Consider the following 20490-nt stretch of genomic DNA (forward strand, 5'->3'; position numbering starts at 1 on the left):
CTTCGGTGCTGTGGCCGAACCGGTCGGGTGAATTCTCCTCGCTATGGCGCGGGACCATCCTGGTGTTCCTGGGCACGGCGCTGCTGATGCTGTCGGCCAAGGTCAATCTGCCGTTGCCCTATGTGCCAATGACGCTGCAGACGCTGGTGGTGCTGATGATCGGCGCCGCCTATGGCTCGTGGCTCGGAACTGCGACCGTGATCGCCTATCTGGCCGAAGGCGCGATGGGCTTTCCGGTGTTTGCCGGACCGGTCGGCGGCCTCGCGCCGCTGATGGGGCCGACGGCCGGCTATCTGTTCGGCTTCGTGGCGGCGGCGTTCGTCACTGGCGGGCTCGCCGAGCGCGGCTGGGACCGCAGCATGGCCCGGCTGTTTGCAGCGATGGCGCTCGGCCACATCATCATCCTCGCGGCCGGTTTTGCCTGGCTCGCCTTCGGCGTCGGCTTGGGCGCCGGGAAGGCGTGGCTGGTCGGGATCGTGCCGTTCATTGCCGGCACGCTCGTCAAGACCGCGCTCGGGGCCGCGCTGCTGCCGGCCGCACGGCGGCTCGCGGATCATCGCCCGTAAGAGGGCCCCGGTCGAGGCGCCTGCCAATCTGAATTTTCGAGATGGTCATCCCCGATTGGCTCGGCGGATCGGCCTTGCGCATCTTCGAGTAGGAGTGAGAGTCATGGCAACGATTGCGACGAGCGGGCCTGCTGAGGCCAGCACATCAAAACCGTGGTACCGAATCCTCTATGTCCAGGTGCTGATCGCGATCGTGCTCGGCGTCGTGGTCGGCTGGTTGTGGCCGAACGTTGCGACCAACGACTGGATCAAGGCGCTCGGCGACGGCTTCATCAAGCTGATCAAGATGGTGATCGCTCCGATCATCTTCTGCACGGTGGTCTCGGGCATCTCGCATATCCAGGACGCTAGCAAGGTCGGGCGCGTCGGCATCAAGGCACTGTTCTATTTCGAGATCGTCTCCACCTTCGCGCTGATCCTCGGCCTGATCATGGGCAATCTGTTCCAGATCGGCCATGGGCTGGCAGCGAAGCCCGGGGCCGCGGACGTCGCGAGCGCCACCAAATACGCGGATCAAGCGCACGCCCAGAAGTCGGTCGATTTCGTTCTCAACATCATCCCCGACAGCGTGTTCGGCGCGTTCGCGCGCGGTGACATCCTGCAGGTGCTGCTGTTCGCGATCCTGTTCGGCTTTGCGCTGATGGCGATGGGCAAGCGCGGCGAGCGGCTGCGCGACATCATTGACGATGGCGCACATGCGGTGTTCGGCGTGATCAGCATCGTCATGAAAGCGGCGCCCGTCGGCGCGTTCGGCGCGATGGCCTTTACTATCGGCAAGTTCGGTCCCGCAGCGCTCGGTAATCTGATCGGCCTGATCGGGCTGTTCTACGGCACCGCCGCGCTGTTCGTGGTGCTTGTGCTCGGCCTGATCGCGCGGGTGATGGGCTTCAGCATCTTCAAGTTCATCGCCTACATCAAGGACGAGCTGTTGATCGTGCTTGGCACCAGCTCGTCCGAGAGCGCGCTGCCGCAATTGATGGAAAAGCTGGAGCGGCTCGGGTGCTCCAAGCCGGTGGTCGGGCTCGTAGTGCCGACTGGCTATTCCTTCAACCTCGACGGCACCAACATCTACATGACGCTGGCGACGCTGTTCATCGCGCAAGCGCTTGGCGTCGATCTCACCTTCGGCCAGCAATTGACCATCCTGATCGTGGCGATGCTGACCTCAAAAGGGGCGAGCGGCGTCACCGGCGCGGGCTTCATCACGCTTGCGGCGACGCTGACCGTGGTCAATCCGGCCCTGGTGCCGGGCATGGCCATCGTGTTCTCGATCGACAAGTTCATGAGCGAGGTGCGTGCGCTGACCAACATCACCGGCAACGGCATCGCCGCGGTGTTCGTCTCATGGTGGGAGGGCGAGCTCGACCACAAGAAGCTGCACGCCAACCTGAACAAGCAGATCGATCCGTCCGACGTCGAGACGGCGATCACCACGGGGTGATCTGCCAGCGAGCTTTTCGCCGCGGCAAAAGAAACGCTAACGGGGCGCACCATTTTCATGGTGCGCCCCGTTCCGTATGGAGCCAATCGTTCTGAAGGAAGCTAGCTAGGGCTGGCGGTAGACAGCCGCCCGAAGATTAGGCCGCCGTCCGTCCAAGATCACAACGGGCGGCGTGATTTTCGGATTTCTGGGGCGGATCGGACCGGGCTTGTGCGGGCCGCGTAGCCGTATTGCGCGAAGCGCGCAATAAAATCTTGAATATTGCGTAATGTGAGCATATAAGGGCAGCCGTTTGCTCGTTTCTCTGGCGGAAATGCGCAGAATGATCGGATGGGCGCCTTGCGCGGGAGGAAAACAGAAATGCAGGTTCCAATTAAGCGGGCGATCGAGAAGGTGCCTGGCGGGATGATGGTGGTCCCGCTGTTGGTGGGGGCGCTTATTGCGACCTTCTTTCCCGATACTCCGAAGTTCTTTGGCTCCTTCACCGGCGCACTTTTCTCCGGCGCACTGACGATTCTCGCCGTGTTTTACGTTTGCATGGGCGCGAGCATCGACTTCCGCGCGACCCCCTACATTGTGAAGAAGGGCGGCACCCTGCTGATCGTGAAGGTCGGCGTTGCCGTTGCCCTCGGCCTGATCTTCGGCCGCATTTTGGGAGAAGCGCCGGTCGCAGCCGGCATGTTCGCGGGCGTATCGACTCTCGCGATCGTCGCCGCCATGAACGACACCAATGGCGGTCTCTATATGGCGTTGATGGGCCAATATGGACGCCCGCGTGACGTCGGCGCCTATACCATCATGTCGCTGGAGAGCGGTCCTTTCCTCACCATGATCACCTTGGGCGTGGCCGGCCTCTCGGCATTTCCATTCCAGACCCTGGTGGGCGCTATCCTGCCTCTGGTGGTGGGCATGATCATCGGCAATCTCGATCGCGAGATGCGCGACTTCCTGAGCCGCGCGGTGCCTGTGATGATCCCGTTCTTCGCCTTCGCGCTCGGCGCCGGCCTCGATCTATCGAAGGTCTGGCAGGCCGGTCTACTCGGCCTCGGCATGGGAGTGGCCGTGGTGGTTGTGACCGGCATCCCGCTGTTCTTCGCCGATCGCATCACTGGCGGGAATGGTGTCGCGGGTGTTGCGGCGGCCTCGACGGCTGGTAATGCGGCGGCCGTCCCGGCGATTGTCGCCGCGGCCAATCCGGCCTATGCGGACGCGGCACGGCCTGCGACCATCCTCGTCGCGGCGTGCGTCGTGGTTACCGCAATCCTGGTGCCGATCGTCACCGCCTGGACGGCCCGCGTTGTCGGTCGCGACGTCGAGGAGCCTGCAGAAGAGAGCGTGGCTTCTGCCGGCAAGATGACCCCCGCAGCGCACGCGGCTGTCACTGAGGCAGGTCGCTGAAGATGACCCCTAAAGCGTTTTCGAGCGAAGTGGATACCGGTTCGCGTCAAGAAAATGCGTCAAGCCAAAGCTGGCTGATCGTCGCTGACGATCTCACCGGTGCCGCGGATTGTGCGATCGCCTTCGGCAGAAGGGGGCGTGCGGCTGCGGTGACGTGGGGTGAGGTGACCGACGCGTCGGGTTACCAGTTGCCCGTCCTGGCCTACGATGCGGCGAGTCGAGGCCTTTCGGCCGGGGCCGCTGCAGCCCGCCATGCCGATGTGCTGGCGCGCCTGTGCGAACCCGGGCGTATTCTTTTCAAAAAAATTGACTCGACGCTGCGGGGGCAACCTGCGGCGGAGACTGCCGCCGCGCTTGCGCATCTCAAGTCGCGGTCGGGGCCGGCCTTCGGCGTGTTCGCGCCGGCCTTTCCGGCCACCGGCCGCACCACGATCGACGGGCGCATCCTGGTCAAAGGCCGCCCCCTCGAGGAAGCCGAGGTCTGGCGGCGCGACCACACCTATCCGAATGCCGATCTTGCCGACGTTCTCGCGACCGCGGGCATTCGCGGTGAGAAGGTCAAGCTCGCTACTGTGCGCGGTGGCGATCTCAAAGCCACGTTCGCGAGGCTCGCCGGGGAGGGCGATGTGGTCGCGGCCTGCGACGCCGCGACTGAACACGATCTGCATTTGATCGCGGAGGCGAGCCTGCATGCATCGCCCGCAACCTTCTTCATCGGCAGCGCCGGCCTCGCGCACGCACTGGCCGGTCTCGAAGTCAGCCATGCCGTCGAGGCGCTGCGCATTCCGACGAGCGAATCCGGTACCCTGATCGTGGTGGGCTCGCTCGCCGGCGCGTCTCGCGGCGCCGCGCGCGAGCTGGAGGCGACCGGCACCGTGGCGCATTTCCCGGTCGCGCCGGAGACGCTGCTCAAGGATGGTGCCGGCCGGGCGGCACTCGCCGCGGACGTGATGAAACGACTTGCCGGCGGCGGCGATGCACTGGTTGAGATCATGATGGATGATCACCCCGACATGTCGCTCGGCCCGCAGCTCGCCAAGGGCCTCGCCGACGCTCTGGAGACCATCGCACCCGCGATCGGCGCCTTCGCTGCGACCGGCGGCGAAACCGCCGCGGCGATGCTGTCGCGCTTCGGCGTCAACGGCATCCGTCTTGCCGACGAAATCGAGCCGGGCGTGTCGCTCGGCCTTACTCTTGGCCGATTGTCCGTTCCGATCGCCACCAAAGCGGGCGCGTTCGGTGACGAGCAAAGCCTCATCCGCATCAGCGAGCGCCTTCGCGCTGTCCGAACCAGGGGAAGTTTCATATGACTCGTCCGACCATTGCGATCACCATGGGAGATCCGGCCGGTATCGGACCTGAGGTGATCATGAAGGCGCTCGTGCAACCGCAGGTGCGGGCGATCTGCAATGCGCTGGTGATCGGCGACGCCAACCGTCTGCGCAAGGCCGGTCAGATCGTCCGCGAGTCGCTTAAGGTCGATGCGTTGAGCGACGCGAAGGAGGCGAATTTTGCGTCGGAGGCCGTGCAGTGCGTTGACCTGAAGCTGGTGCCGGATGATCTGCCGTTCGGCAAAGTTTCGGCGACGGCAGGTGAAGCGGCCTATCGCTATATCGAGAAAGCCGTGCAGGTGGTGCAGGCAGGGCTCGCTCAGGGCATCTGCACCGCGCCGCTCTCCAAGGAAGCGCTGCATGCGGCCGGCCACAAATATCCCGGCCATACCGAGCTCTTGGCGCATCTGACCGGCACGCCGGAAGTGTCGATGATGCTGGTGTCGCCGAAACTTCGCGTCATTCACGTGACCACGCATATCGGCCTGCTCGATGCGATCGAGAAGATCGAGCCCGGCCTCGTCGAACGTGTCATCGCACGCGGACATGACGTGCTGGTGCGCGCCGGCATCGCCAATCCGAAGATCGGCGTCTGCGCCATCAATCCGCATGCCGGCGAGAACGGGTTGTTCGGCCGCGGCGAAGAAGCCGCGAAGATCACGCCGGCCGTGGAAGCCTGTCAGCGCAAGGGCTGGGACGTGCGCGGCCCCCTGCCTGCCGACACGCTGTTCTTCCTGGCCGGCCGCGGCGACTACGACATGGTGGTCGCGATGTATCACGATCAGGGCCATGGACCCATCAAGGTGCTGGGGCTGGAAGCCGGTGTGAACATCACTGTTGGCCTGCCGGTGATCCGCACCTCGGTCGATCACGGGACCGCCTTCGACATCGCGGGTAAGGGCGTCGCCGACGAACGCAGCCTGATCGAGGCGCTGCGGCAGGCGGTCGATCTCGCGCCGAAGAAGGCGGCTTGAGGGGGCTGCCTGAGAAAGGGGACCAGAGCGGTTTCGAGCGAAGCGTGCCCTCCGCCTGTCCCTACTGGATTCGCATCTCTCCTCATGGTGAGGAGGCGCGAAGCGTCGTCTCCGGACGATGCTTCGCACCGCTTTGAGAACCATGAGGCTTCATCCTTCGAGACGTCCGCTACGCGGGCTCCTCAGGATGAGGAGCGAGATGTTAAGCGCTTATATTGCGCGGCCGACGCATCGTGGTATCCATCGGCCGTGCCGCGAAGCCGATACGGTCGAGCTCGGCTGACGGCAATGAATCTGTGGGCTGAGGTTCGATGTCGATGCGCAGCAAGGAGCGTCACGCTCGTCTGTTGGAAGCACTGAACGCGGGAGAGATCGATATCGAAGATCTCGCGCGCCGCTTCGACGTCTCCGCCTCCACCGTGCGGCGCGACCTGCAGCATCTCTCCAAGAACAATGCCGTGCGCCGCACTTATGGCGGCGCCATTCTCACCGCGCACGCAACCGAGACGACGCTCGAGCAGCGCCTTGCGGTCCAGGGCAAACAGAAGCAGGCGATCGCGCGCGCGGCGATCGATCTGATCGAGGACGGCGACACGCTGATTCTCGATGCCGGCTCGACGGTCGCAGCCTTCGGCCGACTGCTGCAGCAGCGGCGGCTGCGCATCATCACCAACAACCTTGCGCTGCTGCCCTTCCTCGCCAAGGCTCCGACCATAGAGCTTGTGGTGCTGGGCGGCGCGCTGCGCACCACCAGCATGAGCACCATGGGGCCGCTCGCCAATGACGCGCTGCGGCGCATGACCGCGGACCGCGCCGTCATGAGCGCCGACGGCGTGGTGAATGGCCGTGGCCTGTGCGAAGCGGATCTCGAGCAGGTCGCACTGAAGTCGCTGATGATGCAGCAGTCGAAAGAAGTCATCGTTCTCGCCGACGCCAGCAAGCTCGGCCGCGCCGAACAAATGGCCTGGGCGCCGCTGCCGCCGCGCTGGACTCTGGTGACTGATGTCGGCGCATCCGAGGAGCAGTGCAAGCGTCTCGCCGATGCGGGAGCGCGCTTGATCGTTGCTGGCGTTCGCTGAGCCGGCACCGCAATTTTCCGCATGATCGAAGAAAAATATCGACCGAGGCGGGGTTACGGAAACCGGCTTCCACTTTTCCGGATCATGCTCCAGAGCATTTTCGGTTCTGATTGAATCAGAACCGAAGCTCTAGATTCTTGTTTTGACGCGTTTTCTTCACGCGAACCGGTGTCCACTTCGCTCGAAAACGCTCTAGCCGCCGCCGCCAAAGCGGCGCGACCACCAGCCGGCCTTGCGCGGCGAGGCTTCGGTGGTCGTTGCTGCAGGGGCGGGCTCTGCGACCGCCGCGGGAGCGGGCTCTGCCGGCGGAATCGGCTCGGATTCGCTTTGCACGACGACGGGCGCGGGCTCGGGCTGCGAGGCGAAGCTCACTTTCTCGCGCACGGTCGAGCGGCGACGCATCGCGCGATCGTTCTCCTGCGCAGGCTCCTCGGCCTCGGGCGCGGCGACGCTCACCGGCTCCGGCTGAGGGGGCGGGCTCTCGGCCGGCTGCAGCTCGAGTTCGAACTCGGGCTCGGCGACCGGTTCAGGCTGAACCAATGTCTGTGCAGGCTCGGGCGAACCGCCGTCGAAATCGGCGACAGCGTCCGCTGCTTCCGGCTCCGCGCGCGGGCCGAGCTCGTCGGCAATCGAGGCGGCAAGACCCTCATCCGCACCATGGCCGCTACGGCGGCGGCGTCCGCCGCGACGTCCACGCCGGCGCGGACGGCGTTCGCCGTTCTGGCCTTCACCACGAGCGAAAGCCGACTGATCTTCGCTCTCGTCCTCGTCGGTCTCGACTTCCTCGGCGGCAATGCCGTCGTCGGTCTCGGGCGCAAGCCGCAACGCCTCGCCATCCTCGCGCGGCACACCGCCCTCGCGGTCGCGGGCTTCGCCACCGCGGCCGCGACGCCGCCGGCGCCGCTTTCGGCGCGGACCGTCGGCCTCTTCGCCGGCGCCCGTTTCGTCGCTCAGTCCTTCCGTCTCCTCGGTCTCGATCTCCGCCTCGATGTCGAAGGGTTCCTCGTCGTCATAGGCCTCTTCGAGCTGAGGCGGCGCGGACGCGGCCTGCGCCGCGAGCAGCGCCTTGGCGGCTTCCAGCGTGTGCACCTGCTCGCCGCGGTCGATGACGTAGGACTGCTGGCCGCTCACGGTCGCATCCGCCGCCACCGAGATCTGGACCTTGAAGGCGGTCTCGAGGTCGCGCAGATGGCCGCGCTTGTGGTTGAGGACGTAGAGCGCGACGTCGGTGCGGGTGCGCACCACGAGATTGTGGGTCGCGCCCTTCATCAGGATCTCCTCGATGCCGCGCAGGAGCTGCAGCGCCACCGACGAGACCGAGCGGACATGACCAGAGCCGCCGCAATGCGGGCAGGGCTCGGTCGAGCTCTCAAGCACGCTGGCGCGGATGCGCTGGCGCGACATCTCGAGCAGGCCGAAATGCGAGATGCGCCCGACCTGGATGCGCGCGCGGTCCTGCCGCAAACAGTCGGAGAGCTTGCGCTCGACCGCGCGGTTGTTGCGCTTCTCGTCCATGTCGATGAAGTCGATGACGATCAGGCCCGCGAGGTCGCGCAGGCGGAGCTGCCGCGCAACTTCCTCCGCCGCCTCGAGATTGGTCTTGAGAGCGGTATCCTCGATGTGATGCTCGCGTGTGGCGCGGCCGGAGTTGACGTCGATCGAGACCAGCGCCTCGGTCTGGTTGATGACGATGTAGCCGCCGGAGCGTAGCTGCACGGTCGGGGAGAACATCGCGTCGAGCTGGCTCTCGACGCCCATCCGAGAGAACAGAGGCTGGCCGTCGCGGTACTGCTTCACCACGCGGACGTTCTCCGGCATCAGCATCTTCATGAAGTCGCGCGCTTCGCGGTAGCCGGGTTCGCCGGCCACCATGATCTCGTCGATCTCCTTGTTGTAGAGGTCGCGCAGCGAGCGCTTGATCAGCGAGCCTTCCTCGTAGACGAGGGTAGGGGCCTGCGACTTCAGGGTCAGGTCGCGCACGGTTTCCCACATGCGGATCAGATATTCGAAGTCGCGCTTGATCTCCTGCTTCGAACGCGAGGCTCCGGCGGTCCGCAGGATGATGCCCATACCCTCGGGCACGTCGAGATCCTGCACCACTTCCTTGAGCCGCGAGCGGTCCTGGGCCGAGGTGATCTTGCGGCTGATGCCGCCGCCGCGCGCGGTGTTGGGCATCAGCACCGCGTAACGGCCGGCGAGCGAGAGATACGTCGTCAGCGCCGCGCCCTTGTTGCCGCGCTCTTCCTTGACGACCTGCACCAGCATCACCTGCCGGCGCTTGATGACTTCCTGGATCTTGTACTGGCGTCGCGGTCGGAAGGTGCGCTCCGGCACCTCCTCGAGCACGTCGTCGCCGCCAACGGATTCGACGACTTCCTCTTCTTCTTCGCCGTCCTCGTCATCCTCATCGTCATGCGCCTCGTCGCCGAGCGGCTCGGCGCCATGCTCGTCGTGCGGCGCAGCCTCCGCGACGAGTTCCGCGGGGGCATGCTCATCGGACGCCGGATGCTCCTCGCTGGGCTGCGCGGTCTGTTGCGCATCCTCGGCGTGGGCGGCGTTTTCCTCGACCTGCTCCTCTCGGGCGCGCTCGGGCTCGTGGTTAACCTCGATCTCGGCCCCGACATCCGGAGTGGCCGCGGCGGCCGATGCCTCGATCGCGGCGACGACCGGGTCGGGTTGCGCTTCCGTTGCAGCGGCCTCGCTCAGAGCCGGCGCATGATCATGGTCGTCATGAGCATGACGGTCGTCGTGAGCACGCTCGTGTTCGTGTTCGCCGTGCTCGTGCCCATCACGATCGTGCTCGTCATGACGGTCGTGCTCGTCAGCATGCTCGTGTGCTTCGTGCTCATGGTGTTCATGCGCATCGGCGCCGAGGTCGTGCTGCTCGGCCTCCGTATGAAGCGCGTGATCCTCATCGGCCTGCGGATCGAGCGGCTCGGCACCCTCGACGACCTCGCTCTGCACGCGCTCGCCATGGCTGCGGCGGCGGGCATTGCGGTGCCGGGAGCGGCGGCGGTGAGGCCGGCTTTCGCTTTCCTCCTCGGCTTCGCGATGGGCGCGCTCTTCGGCCTCGATCAGCGCCTGACGGTCGGCGACCGGGATCTGGTAATAGTCTGGATGGATTTCGCTGAAGGCAAGGAAGCCATGGCGATTGCCGCCATACTCGATGAACGCCGCCTGCAGCGACGGCTCTACGCGCGTCACTTTGGCGAGGTAAATATTGCCGCGCAGTTGCTTGCGTTGGGCAGTCTCGAAATCAAATTCTTCGACGCGATTGCCGCGGACCACGACGACCCGGGTCTCTTCCGGGTGGGTGGCATCGATCAACATCTTGTTGGGCATTCTGGAGCTCTTGAAGGCGGCGGGCGCGTAGCATGGCGCGCGCGAATTGCGCCGCCCGGTGACGCGACGGTCCACCTGATTCGGGGGTGAGGGGAAGGCCAAAACGCAAATCGCGGCGCCGTGCCGAACCCGCTCCCACCGGAACGACGCGGCGTGCGGAGTTTTCGCCTCGCGTGGTCGCGATCGTCTGGGGGGTGTTGGTCGGCAACACAGTCTGGCGCATTAAGCGGTTGGCCCGTCTGAACATATTTTGGCGGCAAACAATACCGCCGCATCCTTCGCTGAAGGCCCGGCGCGGCGCGAAAGCGCTCGCCGGCCAATCACATATCGGCCCCCTTTTTGACCATGATCGTTTCGAAAAACTGGTACCCAGTTCTCCGGATCATGCTTTGGGGCCGAACAATCAGTTCTGCCGTGTCTCGCCCCTTGCCACACAGAATGTGTCTGGGGCCGGACGCCGCTCGGGCTCAAACCGCCACTCCATGTCAGCCGCGCGCGGCGCTGGCTGGGGAGGGACCGGGAAAAACGCTGGTTCCTTCGGCTTGAAGGTTCCACCGCTGCACCGGGAGGCTGAACGCGACACAACCGGGAGTATTAGCCATCAGCACCACGTACATACGTGGATTGATCGTCACGCGCAAGGGAGCGTCGGCGGCGGGGCAACAGTCGAACCATTTCGCCCGTGCGGTATTAGGGTCTCGTTAACCCTGTGGTTCTAATGCGGTATGACGACGGCTCGGAGGGTGCCGAATCGTGGCGGACCGCGTAAATCGATGGACTTCGCTGGGGTGCAGACTGTTGTGCGCCGCAGCATTGTCGTGCGGCCCGTTTGTTGTTCCCGGCGTAGCTGAAGGAACGCCGCCAAGCCCTTCTGCAAACACTGATTTTCCTATCGTTTCCGAAGCCCGGTTGGCCGGCGACGCCAAACAGACCCGGTTCATTGTCGATCTCGACAAGAAGATCCAGTTCCGCGCCTTCACGCTAGCCGACCCCTACCGGGTGGTGGTGGATATTCCCCAGGTGATGTTCCAGCTTCCTTCCGGGACCGGCAATGCCGGGCGCGGGCTGGTGAAGGCATTCCGCTACGGGCTGGTGATGCCCGGCGGTTCGCGAATCGTCTTTGACCTGACGGGCCCGGCGAAGATCGCCAATTCCTACGTGCTGGACGCGGCCAACGGCCAGCCGCCGCGCCTGGTCCTGGAACTGGAGCAGGTTGACCGCAACGCGTTCACTCAGCAGCTTGCGCTGGACGACCGGCCGGAGCTGAAGCCAACCATCGCGGACGCCAAGGCGGCGATGCCAGCCGAGGGAACACCCAACGCAAAACCGGGCGAGCCGGCGGATTCGCGCCCCCTGATCGTGATCGATCCCGGCCATGGCGGCATCGACAACGGTACCCAGTCGAACGGCGAGTTGGAAAAGACCCTCGTGCTCGGCTTCGGGCTCGCCTTGCGTGATCGGATCGAGAAGTCGGGCAAATACCGGGTCGTCATGACCCGCACCGATGACACGTTTATCCCGCTGAACGACCGGGTCAAAATCGCCCGCAGCCAGTCGGCGGCGCTGTTCGTCTCGATCCATGCCGACGCGCTGCCGCGCCGGGAAGGCGACGCCCAGGGCGCCACCATCTATACGCTGTCTGACAAGGCCTCCGACGCCGAAGCGGAGCGGCTGGCGGAAGCCGAGAACAAGGCGGACGCCATCGCCGGCGTGAACCTGTCCGATGAGCCGACCGAGGTCGCCGATATCCTGATCGATCTCGCCCGCCGCGAGACCAAGACATTCTCCAACCGCTTCGCGCGGTTGTTGGTGTCCGAGATGAAGACGACGGCGCGGATGCACAAGCACCCGCTGAAATCGGCGGGCTTTCGGGTCCTGAAGGCGCCCGACGTGCCCTCGGTCCTGGTCGAACTCGGCTATGTCTCCAACAAAGGCGACCTCGAACACCTGGTATCGGAGAACTGGCGCAACAAGGCGGTGGGATCGATGCTGCAGGCCATTGACGCCTTTTTTGCCAAGCGACTCGCGACGGCCACGCCGGATACGCCGGACAAGTGACAGTGCCGAGAAAAGGCGCCGCTCGGAACCAGGAAGCCCTAGTTTGGCCACAGCGGCAACGGTATACGACATCGTCTGGGGGCCTCGCGGAATCGGCCGATTTTGTCCGCGGAGCGCTGTATTGTTCGCCTCAAGCACCCGCAGGCTGTTAGGGCCAGGGGCATTCGCAACGAGGAACTGTCGCCGGCTGGTCTGGCGCAACAGGGTTGAAACGGAACTTCGATAATGCGCTTGCTGGTGCGGTTCATGGGTTTCTTGTTCGCCGCGGGGACCGTCGTGTTCCTGGTCGGCGTGGCCGGCGTCGCGGGCGCGATCTGGCATTTCTCCAAGGACCTGCCGGACTATTCTCAGCTTCAGGACTATGAGCCGCCGGTGATGACGCGCGTGCACGCGTCCGACGGCTCGCTGCTCGGCGAATATTCGAAGGAGCGGCGGCTCTATCTGCCGATCCAGGCGGTGCCCAAGCTCGTCATCAACGCGTTCCTCGCAGCCGAAGACAAGAATTTCTACGAGCACGGCGGCATCGACTTCTCCGGCATGGCGCGCGCTGCGATCCTGTACGCGCAGAATTATGGCTCGGGCCGCCGGCCGCAGGGCGCGTCGACGATCACGCAACAGGTCGCCAAGAACTTCCTGCTCACCAACGAGGTCTCGTTCGCTCGCAAGATCAAGGAAGCGCTGCTCGCGATGCGCATCGAGCGCGCTTACTCCAAGGATCGCATCCTCGAGCTCTATCTGAACGAAATCTATCTCGGCCTTGGTGCCTATGGCGTCGCCGCCGCCTCGCTGGTCTATTTCGACAAGTCGGTGAATGAACTGACCGTCGCCGAAGCCGCCTATCTCGCCTCGCTGCCGAAGGCGCCGGCGGCGCTGCATCCGGTGCGCAACCGCGACCGCGCGATCGAGCGCCGCAACTACGTGATCGACCGGCTGCTCGAGAATGGCTGGATCAAGCAGGCCGACGCCGACAAGGCGCGCAAGGAGCAGTTGGTCGTCACCAATCGCAGCAACGGCTCACACACCTTTGCCGGCGAATATTTCGCCGAGGAGGTCCGCCGCGACATCTTCGAGCGATACGGCGAGAAGAAGCTTTACGAGGGCGGCTTGTCGGTGCGCACCACGCTCGATCCGAAGATCCAAGTGATGGCGCGCAAGACCATGGCCGCCGGCCTCGTCAACTACGACGAAGGGCAGGGCTGGCGCGGCCCGATCACCAAGCTCGATGTTTCCGGCGATTGGGGCGTGAAGCTCGCCGACGTCAAATCGCTCTCCGACATCTCGCCGTGGCGAATTGCGGTGGTGCTCGAAACCAGCGACCAGTCGGCGCGAATCGGATTCCAACCCGGCCGCGAGCTCGGCGGCGCCGTCAGCAAGCAGCGGCAGACCGGCATCATCACGCTCGATGGCGTGCGCTGGGCAAGGCCCACTTCCGGCGCGGCGCGCGGGCGGACGCCAACGGCGGTGTCGCAGGTGCTCGCGCCCGGTGATGTAATCTATGCCGACCCTCTGGTGACCAAGGAGGGCACGGCGGTCGAAGGCCAGTACCGGCTGCGGCAATTGCCGGAAATCTCCGGTGCCATGGTCGCGATGGATCCATGGACTGGCCGCGTGCTGGCCATGGTCGGCGGCTTCTCGTTCGACCAGAGCCAGTTCAACCGCGCCACCCAGGCCTATCGGCAGCCGGGCTCGTCGTTCAAGCCGATCGTCTATTCGACGGCGCTGGATAATGGCTACACGCCATCCACCGTGGTGGTCGACGCGCCCATCGAAATCGACCAGGGGCAGGGCGCCGGCGTCTGGCGCCCGGAGAACTATTCGACTGGCAAGTATTACGGTCCGACCACGCTGCGCAACGCGCTGGCGCGCTCGCTGAACACCGTCACGGTGCGGCTGGCGCAGGACATCGGCATGCCCCTGATCGGCGAATACGCCAAGCGCTTCGGCGTCTATGACGAACTGCCGAACTATCTCTCCTATGCGCTCGGCGCCGGCGAGACCACGGTGATGCGGATGGTCACGGCCTATTCGATGTTCGCCAATAGCGGCCGCCGCGTGAAGCCGACGCTGATCGACCGCATCCAGGATCGTTACGGTCACACCATCTACAGGCATGACCAGCGCGAATGCCGCGGCTGTGACGCGCCCGGCGGCTGGAAGAACCAGCCCGAGCCGCAGCTCGTCGATCGCCGCGAGCAGGTGCTCGATCCGATGACGGCCTACCAGATCACCTCGATGATGGAAGGCGTGGTCCAGTACGGAACCGCCACGGCGGTGAAGGAAGTCGGCAAGCCGATCGCCGGCAAGACCGGCACCACCAACGACGAGAAGGACGTCTGGTTCATCGGCTTCTCGCCGGATCTCGTAGTCGGTGTCTACCTGGGTTACGACAAGCCGCGCAATCTCGGTCGCAAGGCCACCGGCGGCGCATTGGCCGCGCCGGTCGCGCGCGATTTCCTCAAACTTGCACTGGCGGAAAAGCCGGCAACGCCGTTCAAGATTCCGGCCGGCATCAAGCTCGTCCGCGTCGATTCCAAGAGCGGCATGCGCGCTGGCCCGGGCGAGGGGGGACGCACCATCCTGGAGGCATTCAAGCCGGGCACGGCGCCGCCGGATAGCTACTCCGCTATCGGCGTGGCCGACGCCGAGGGCCGGTTGCCGCCGGCCGTCGCGCCCGACGCAGGTGCGATCATGCGTCCCGGCGGATTGTATTAGCGCCCTGAAGCTCCAAATCATCGGGAAATAGGCTCGCGGCCGATTGCGCTTCAGCGCTTCGGCCGCTACATCCCTCACAAGACATTCATAATTCAGACCAGAAAGACCATGCGCGCGGAAGTGGAACGCCTTGTTGAAGAGATCAAGCAGTCGGTCGGGCTGCTGAGGAGGCATCTTTGACGTCGAGAAATCGACGGCACGGCTGGCCGAGCTGAACAAGCTCGCCGAAGATCCCGATCTCTGGAACGATCCCCAGAAAGCCCAGAAACTGATGCAGGAGCGCACCTCGCTGGAGGATGCGCTGTCCGGCATCAGCAAGGTCGAGCGCGAGCTCGAGGACAATGTCGGCATGATCGAGCTCGGCGAGGCCGAGAACGATGAGGGCGTCGTCGCGGAAGCCGAGAAGGCGCTCAAGGACCTCAAAAAGGAAGTCGCCCGGCGCGAGCTGGAGGCGCTGTTGTCAGGCGAGGCCGACAAGTTCGACTCCTATCTGGAAGTCCATGCCGGCGCAGGCGGCACCGAGAGCCAGGATTGGGCGCAGATGCTGCTCCGCATGTACACGCGCTGGGCGGAGAATCATGGCTTCAAGGTCGAGTTTCTCGAGGAATCCCAGGGCGAAGAAGCGGGCATCAAGTCCGCCACCATCCAGATCAGCGGCCACAACGCCTATGGCTGGCTGAAGACGGAGGCCGGAGTGCATCGTCTGGTCCGGATTTCGCCGTTCGATTCCAATGCGCGCCGCCACACCTCGTTCTCGAGCGTGACGATCTTTCCGGTGGTCGACGACAGCATCAAGATCGACATCAAGGAGTCGGATGTGCGCACGGACACCATGCGCTCGGGCGGCGCCGGCGGCCAGCACGTCAACAAGACCGAGTCCGCGGTGCGCCTGACCCATATCCCGACCGGCATCGCCGTGGTCTGCCAGGCCGGCCGCTCCCAGCACAAGAACCGCGCGCAGGCGTGGGACATGCTGCGCGCCCGACTCTACGAGATCGAATTGAAGAAGCGCGAGGAGCAGGCCGCCGCGGATCAGGCCGCCAAGACCGATATCGGTTGGGGCCACCAGATCCGCTCCTACGTGCTGCAGCCCTACCAGATGGTGAAGGACCTGCGCACGGGCGTGCAGACCTCCGATACCGCAGGCGTGCTCGACGGCGACCTTGACGAGTTCATGGCGGCCACGCTGGCGCAAAAGGCTTTCGGCACGACGGCTGGCGCGATTGAGGATGTCGATTAATAAAGGAAGCGCGCCGTTTCGGCTTGCTCATGCAACCGGCTGCACGCTTTTCCACTCCGACAGCCATTGCGTGAATCGGCCGCTGTCACGCGCCCCGCCGTGCCACGCGGCGTACACGGTGCCATCGCTTGCGACCATGATGACCGCGTCGAGCCCCTTGGAGCGGCGCAGTGTGTCGATGGCCTGGCTTGGCGTCTGCGCGATCGGGCCTGCGACATTGAACGACGTGTTAACCGACACTTCGACGCCGATGCGGCGGCCGAGCGCCTTGAGATAGGCGTAGGTGAGGGGATCGTCCTGCTCGCGCACGATCTGGATGCGGCCGGTGCCGTCGGCGTGGACGACGGCCGGGATCTTGTCGCGCGCGTGCGGTTTTGAGCGTGCGGTCAGCACCATGTAGTTATAGGCGTTGTAGTCGTCGTCGGAGGCGCCGGGCAGCACTTCGAAATAATACTGCGCCGCCTCCAGCGTCGCCATCGGCGCCAGGGGCCGGATCGCCTCGCGATATTTCACGCGTTCGTTCAGGCGCTCGCGCGTGGCGGGATCGCAGGGGTTGGCGAGGATCGAACGATGGCCGAGCGCGCGTGGCCCGGTCTCGGCCGGGCCCTGATAGATCGCGATCACGCCGTTCTGTGCCACCATGAACGCCATCAGGTCGGCGATGGCGTCGCGTCCCTCAGGCGTCGAGATGTCGCCGATCCGCTCTGAGGCAATGTCGTCCGCCTTCAGCGCGATCGCGATGTCGTCAGATGTCGGCGGCATGCCGCAGTAGAACGCATGCGTCATCGGCCCGCCGCGCGGAGCACCGGCGAGATGCGCGAACAGCCAGGCGGCGCCGATGGTGACGCCGGGATCGCCGGGCACCGGCGGCACCCACAGATGCAATTGCGCGCGCCGGCCCTGCGCATTGGCAAACCAGCTCTCATCGAAATGCTCGATCAGGCGCATGTTGCCGACGGCGTTGAGCGCGACGCCGCCGGTCAGCACCAACCGGCGGGCGCCGGTTGTGCGCAACAGATGATCCACGACATGGATCATTGCGTCCTCGAACACGAGCTGCGTCGCGGCGGCCTTGTCGAGGCGATCCTGCGTGTCGGGACGGTGCTTGATATCCTCGACGCGCAGCATCGCGTCGGGATTCCAGAGTTGATCCGGCTTGAGCGGTTCGCCGAGAATATCGGTCAACGCGGCCTTGTAGGGATTGTCGAACGGGTCGCAGTACCAGTTCGCCATCGCGCGGTTGAGCCAGACTTCGCCGTCGGCGCCGAGATGCAGCACCTTGCGGAGCCTCCGATAATAGGGATTGCTCAATCGGCTCATATCGCCCCAGGCGGCTGCGCCCATGTAGCGTCCCTCGCTGGACAGCCAGGTCCAGCCGCCCTGGGTCGAGGAGATCACGCTGTAGAACGCGCCGAGTGAATCGAACATGCTCTCGTTGCAGTAGAGCCGGCGCATCGCGCCTTTCTCGACGACGTAAAGCGAGAGCGAGCCGAGATCGCCGATGCCGTCGAGCACGGCGATGGCGACCGGCTCGCCGTCATCCTTGAAAGGAGATGCCGCGAACGAGAACCAGGCATGATTGTCGTGGTGCGGCAGGCAGATCAGGGGCACGCGCTCGGAAAGCTTGAGCTGGCGGGCGAGGATCTTTGGTGTCCGCGTCATCTGGTCGAGGCGGCGGCCATTGAAGGCGGACGCTTCCGTCGTGCGCAACAATTTCAGGCTTTGCGGCAATTCCTCCAGCACCGAGCGCGCCAGCGTGCCGGCAAGCGTCGGATAGTCCCAGCTTGTCAGCCAAGCGTCGATCGCGCCGACATCGCGTCCCATCCCGCGTAATGTTGCGACAACGGCGTCGATCGATTTTTCAGGGTATTCCGTCGTGTGCTTGTTGCCGGAAAAGCGTTCTTCCTCGTTGTTGACGATCAGGCGCGGGCCGTCTCGTTGAGTCACCTCGACCAGTGCGATGCCCGAATTGTGCGTGCCGGGAAGGCCGAGGCCCGCGAGATAGATGGTCTCGCCGCGGGCGAGCTTGTCGCGGACAGAGGCAATCCGGGCGTCGGCGAACTCGGAGCCGAGCTGATGGAAGCTTGCCGCTCCCATCGTCTTCGCCGCCAGCCATCGCGCGGTGCGAAAGCCTGCGGCGCCGAGCCTGCGATGTCGCGGACCAATTCGCGTGTTCGGTTCCAAGTCCTGAGTTCCTGTCGGTGCGATCTCGAATGCATCAATCACACTTTCTGCCAAGCAACAATGCCGTTTCGTTTGCGCACCGATTCTGTAGGATGGGTAGAGTGAAGCGAAACCCATCACTCGCGCAGCTTGCTATCGAAGCTGATGGGTTTCGCTTCACTCTACCCATCCTACGTCCGATTCAACGGATATGAGTTCGCATTCTCGCGGCGCTTTGCGTCCGAGTTTTGCTTCACTTTCCACCCTCTCGAAATCAGAGGGCGCAGGGAAAGCCGGGTGCTGGTTGCACCCGTGGGTCCCGTGCAACAAAAAGCACGGGGGTAGGACCACAGGTTCAACCGAATACACTCCGGCTTTCCCTGCGCGATGGTGTTACGGCTTCCTTCGTGCTCTCCCCGGTGACCGGCCCGGTGACCGGGCTTTCTTGCCACCGTCACTCTGCGGATACTTGATCCACAAAACTTAGCGCCAGCGTCGGGGCGCCAGGACCACACGACTTCGCCGTCCGCTGATGTCGCGTTCGTCTTTCGCAACACCAACGTCCACCGCATCTCACCGCAACGTTCGTGACGATCGCGAGCCGCCCCTCATTCGCGTGAGACGCGCGGAGTTAAATCACTGATTTGCCCGACGACGGAAGCGGAATATTTTTCGTGTGGGGGCTGGACGACGCAAATCACCTTGGAGTCGCTGGCGAATTGTTCTCCGTCATTCCGGGGCGTCCGAAGGACGAACCCGGAATCCATTTCTCCGCCTGCGCCTGTAGCCTGATGGATTCCGGGCTCGCGCTCCGCGCGCCCCGGAATGACGACGGAGATCAGCCCGCGCTGAGGCGCACGCCGGCGCGCAGGAATTTTTGCGGGTCGACTGCGTCGCCGTCGATGCGTGTCTCGTAGTGGAGGTGCGGGCCGGTCGAACGGCCGGTCGAGCCGACGGCGCCGATCACCTGGCCGATCTTGACGTTTTCGCCGACCTTGACGTTGATCTCGGACAGGTGGCCGTAGCGGGTGGAAAGACCATTGCCGTGATCGACCTCGACCATGCGGCCGTAACCGCCGGCCCAGCCCGATGACACCACCTTGCCATTGGCGGTGGCGCGGACGGGATCGCCCATCGCGGCGCGGAAATCGAGGCCGGTATGCATCGCGGGACGGCCGAGGAACGGATCCGTGCGGACGCCGAAGCCCGAGGTGAACTCGACTTCACCGATCACGGGCTTGCGGTAGGGCACCAGCGTCAGCGTGGCGTTCAAGCGCTGCATCTGCGCGCGGGTGATGTTGATGCGGTTGAGTTGCCGCTCGAACGGACCGGCGTCGCCGGGCAGCTTGACGGGCACGAAGGGGCCGCCGATCGCCGAGCGTGGGGTCGCGGCTTCGAGCTGCGACATGTTGAGACCGAGATCCGTGATCACACCGCGCATCCGGCGGACCCGCGATTCCATGGTCTCCTCGGCTGAGCTCAGCGCTGCCATCTGGCGTCGCTCGACCTGGTCGAGCGAGGTCTGGAGACGGACCAGGACATTGTCGAAGCCTTGCAGCTTGGCGAACTGGTTCACCGGTGCCGCCGCCTTGATCGGGGCGCGCGATTCCAGCCGCGCCTCGCGATCCGGCGGCGCCGCGAAGATCACGGTGTCGCTGATCGGCGAGGGCTTTGGCGTCGCCGTCGATTCCGGCGCGGCATTGCGCGCGGGCGGGCGGATCGAGCCGGTTGTTGCGACATCCGGCATCGAGCCCAGCGCAGTGGCGCGGGCTTCGAGCGCGGTCTGCCGGCGCATGATCTGCTCGAGCTTCTGGTCGAACTGTTCCTGGTCCAGGAGCTGCCGGCTGGTGGTGCGGTCGACCTTGGCGCGCAATTCCGCGATCCGGTCCTCATAGGAGAATTGCATCTCGGCCTGGCGGGCCAGCAGCCGGGTCAGGACGTCGTCGCGAAACGCAAAATAGGTCGCGGTTGCGGCCGACCATATGCCGAGCAGGACCACCGAGCCGACCGCAGCCCAGAACAGGACCGGGCCAATGCGAACCTGCTTGCCGGCATGGACGAGCGACTATCTGGATTGTCAAGTTGCATTGGCGTAAGCGGCACGCGCCTCGCGTGCTTTGGCGTTGAGGCGGACCAGGAGCTTACGGGCGAGCGCAATGCGAATGACCATTTTTTCCTTTCCGGCA

General features: G+C 64.7%; 13 protein-coding genes and 1 pseudogene. 10 read left to right on the forward strand and 4 right to left on the reverse strand.

Annotation, left to right across the window (positions count from 1 at the left end; all coding sequences use genetic code 11):
- Positions 1 to 8: 8 nt before the first annotated feature.
- The 6 genes from ACZYOF_RS27135 to ACZYOF_RS27160 all read left to right on the forward strand — a co-directional run bounded on the left by ACZYOF_RS27135 (position 9) and on the right by ACZYOF_RS27160 (position 6789).
- The gene (locus tag ACZYOF_RS27135; RefSeq protein WP_463717713.1) at positions 9 to 566 is read left to right on the forward strand and encodes a biotin transporter BioY; all 558 of its coding nucleotides are present in this window, start codon (positions 9 to 11) and stop codon (positions 564 to 566) included.
- 103 nt (positions 567 to 669) lie between these two features.
- Positions 670 to 2007 (forward strand): dicarboxylate/amino acid:cation symporter, encoded by a 1338-nt coding sequence (locus ACZYOF_RS27140; protein ID WP_394568099.1) that lies wholly within the window; start codon positions 670 to 672, stop codon positions 2005 to 2007.
- Positions 2008 to 2367: 360 nt separating this feature from the next.
- Complete coding sequence (locus ACZYOF_RS27145) at positions 2368 to 3405, forward strand: 2-keto-3-deoxygluconate permease (protein WP_394568098.1); 1038 nt, start codon at positions 2368 to 2370, stop codon at positions 3403 to 3405.
- A 2-nt stretch (positions 3406 to 3407) separates the two neighbouring features.
- The gene (locus ACZYOF_RS27150; RefSeq protein WP_463717706.1) at positions 3408 to 4715 is read left to right on the forward strand and encodes a four-carbon acid sugar kinase family protein; all 1308 of its coding nucleotides are present in this window, start codon (positions 3408 to 3410) and stop codon (positions 4713 to 4715) included.
- Complete coding sequence (gene pdxA / locus ACZYOF_RS27155; protein WP_463717707.1) at positions 4712 to 5710, forward strand: 4-hydroxythreonine-4-phosphate dehydrogenase PdxA; 999 nt, start codon at positions 4712 to 4714, stop codon at positions 5708 to 5710. Before ACZYOF_RS27150 ends, pdxA begins: the two co-directional genes overlap by 4 nt.
- 311 nt (positions 5711 to 6021) lie before the next feature.
- Positions 6022 to 6789, forward strand: coding sequence for a DeoR/GlpR family DNA-binding transcription regulator (locus ACZYOF_RS27160; protein WP_282527975.1), 768 nt, complete (start codon positions 6022 to 6024; stop codon positions 6787 to 6789).
- A gap of 192 nt (positions 6790 to 6981) precedes the next feature.
- Here the strand turns inward: ACZYOF_RS27160 and ACZYOF_RS27165 are convergent, their stop codons facing one another.
- Entirely contained in the window at positions 6982 to 9135 is a 2154-nt protein-coding gene (locus tag ACZYOF_RS27165; RefSeq protein WP_463717708.1) for an Rne/Rng family ribonuclease, read from the reverse strand.
- Positions 9136 to 9201: 66 nt separating this feature from the next.
- Here ACZYOF_RS27165 and ACZYOF_RS27170 point away from each other — a divergent pair, with 66 nt between their 5' ends.
- The 4 genes from ACZYOF_RS27170 (at position 9202) to prfB (ending at position 16141) form a co-directional block, all read left to right on the forward strand.
- Positions 9202 to 10221 carry a hypothetical protein gene (locus ACZYOF_RS27170; RefSeq protein ID WP_463717709.1) on the forward strand — a complete coding sequence of 340 codons (1020 nt, stop codon included), beginning with the start codon at positions 9202 to 9204 and terminating at the stop codon, positions 10219 to 10221.
- Between the two features lie 663 nt (positions 10222 to 10884).
- A complete protein-coding gene (locus ACZYOF_RS27175; RefSeq protein ID WP_463717710.1) occupies positions 10885 to 12189 on the forward strand; it encodes an N-acetylmuramoyl-L-alanine amidase in 1305 nt (434 codons plus the stop codon).
- A gap of 225 nt (positions 12190 to 12414) precedes the next feature.
- Entirely contained in the window at positions 12415 to 14901 is a 2487-nt protein-coding gene (locus tag ACZYOF_RS27180; protein ID WP_463717711.1) for a penicillin-binding protein 1A, read from the forward strand.
- Between the two features lie 108 nt (positions 14902 to 15009).
- A protein-coding gene (prfB, locus tag ACZYOF_RS27185) for a peptide chain release factor 2 (RefSeq protein WP_282527971.1) occupies positions 15010 to 16141 on the forward strand; the annotation gives its coding sequence in 2 pieces (ribosomal slippage) (positions 15010 to 15078 and positions 15080 to 16141; 1131 coding nt in all).
- Positions 16142 to 16168: 27 nt separating this feature from the next.
- On the opposite strand, the gene ACZYOF_RS27190 is transcribed toward prfB, so the two are convergent.
- The 3 genes and pseudogenes from ACZYOF_RS27190 to ACZYOF_RS27200 all read right to left on the reverse strand — a co-directional run.
- Positions 16169 to 18325, reverse strand: a complete 2157-nt coding sequence (locus ACZYOF_RS27190; RefSeq protein ID WP_463717712.1) for a carbamoyltransferase C-terminal domain-containing protein — start codon at positions 18323 to 18325, stop codon at positions 16169 to 16171.
- Between the two features lie 817 nt (positions 18326 to 19142).
- Positions 19143 to 20339: a M23 family metallopeptidase gene (locus tag ACZYOF_RS27195; RefSeq protein ID WP_463717714.1), complete on the reverse strand. Its 1197-nt coding sequence runs from the start codon at positions 20337 to 20339 to the stop codon at positions 19143 to 19145.
- 42 nt (positions 20340 to 20381) lie between these two features.
- Positions 20382 to 20490: pseudogene (locus tag ACZYOF_RS27200) on the reverse strand (IS110 family transposase); the annotation flags it as partial.

The organism is Bradyrhizobium sp. LeoA1Lang, from assembly GCF_055413685.1.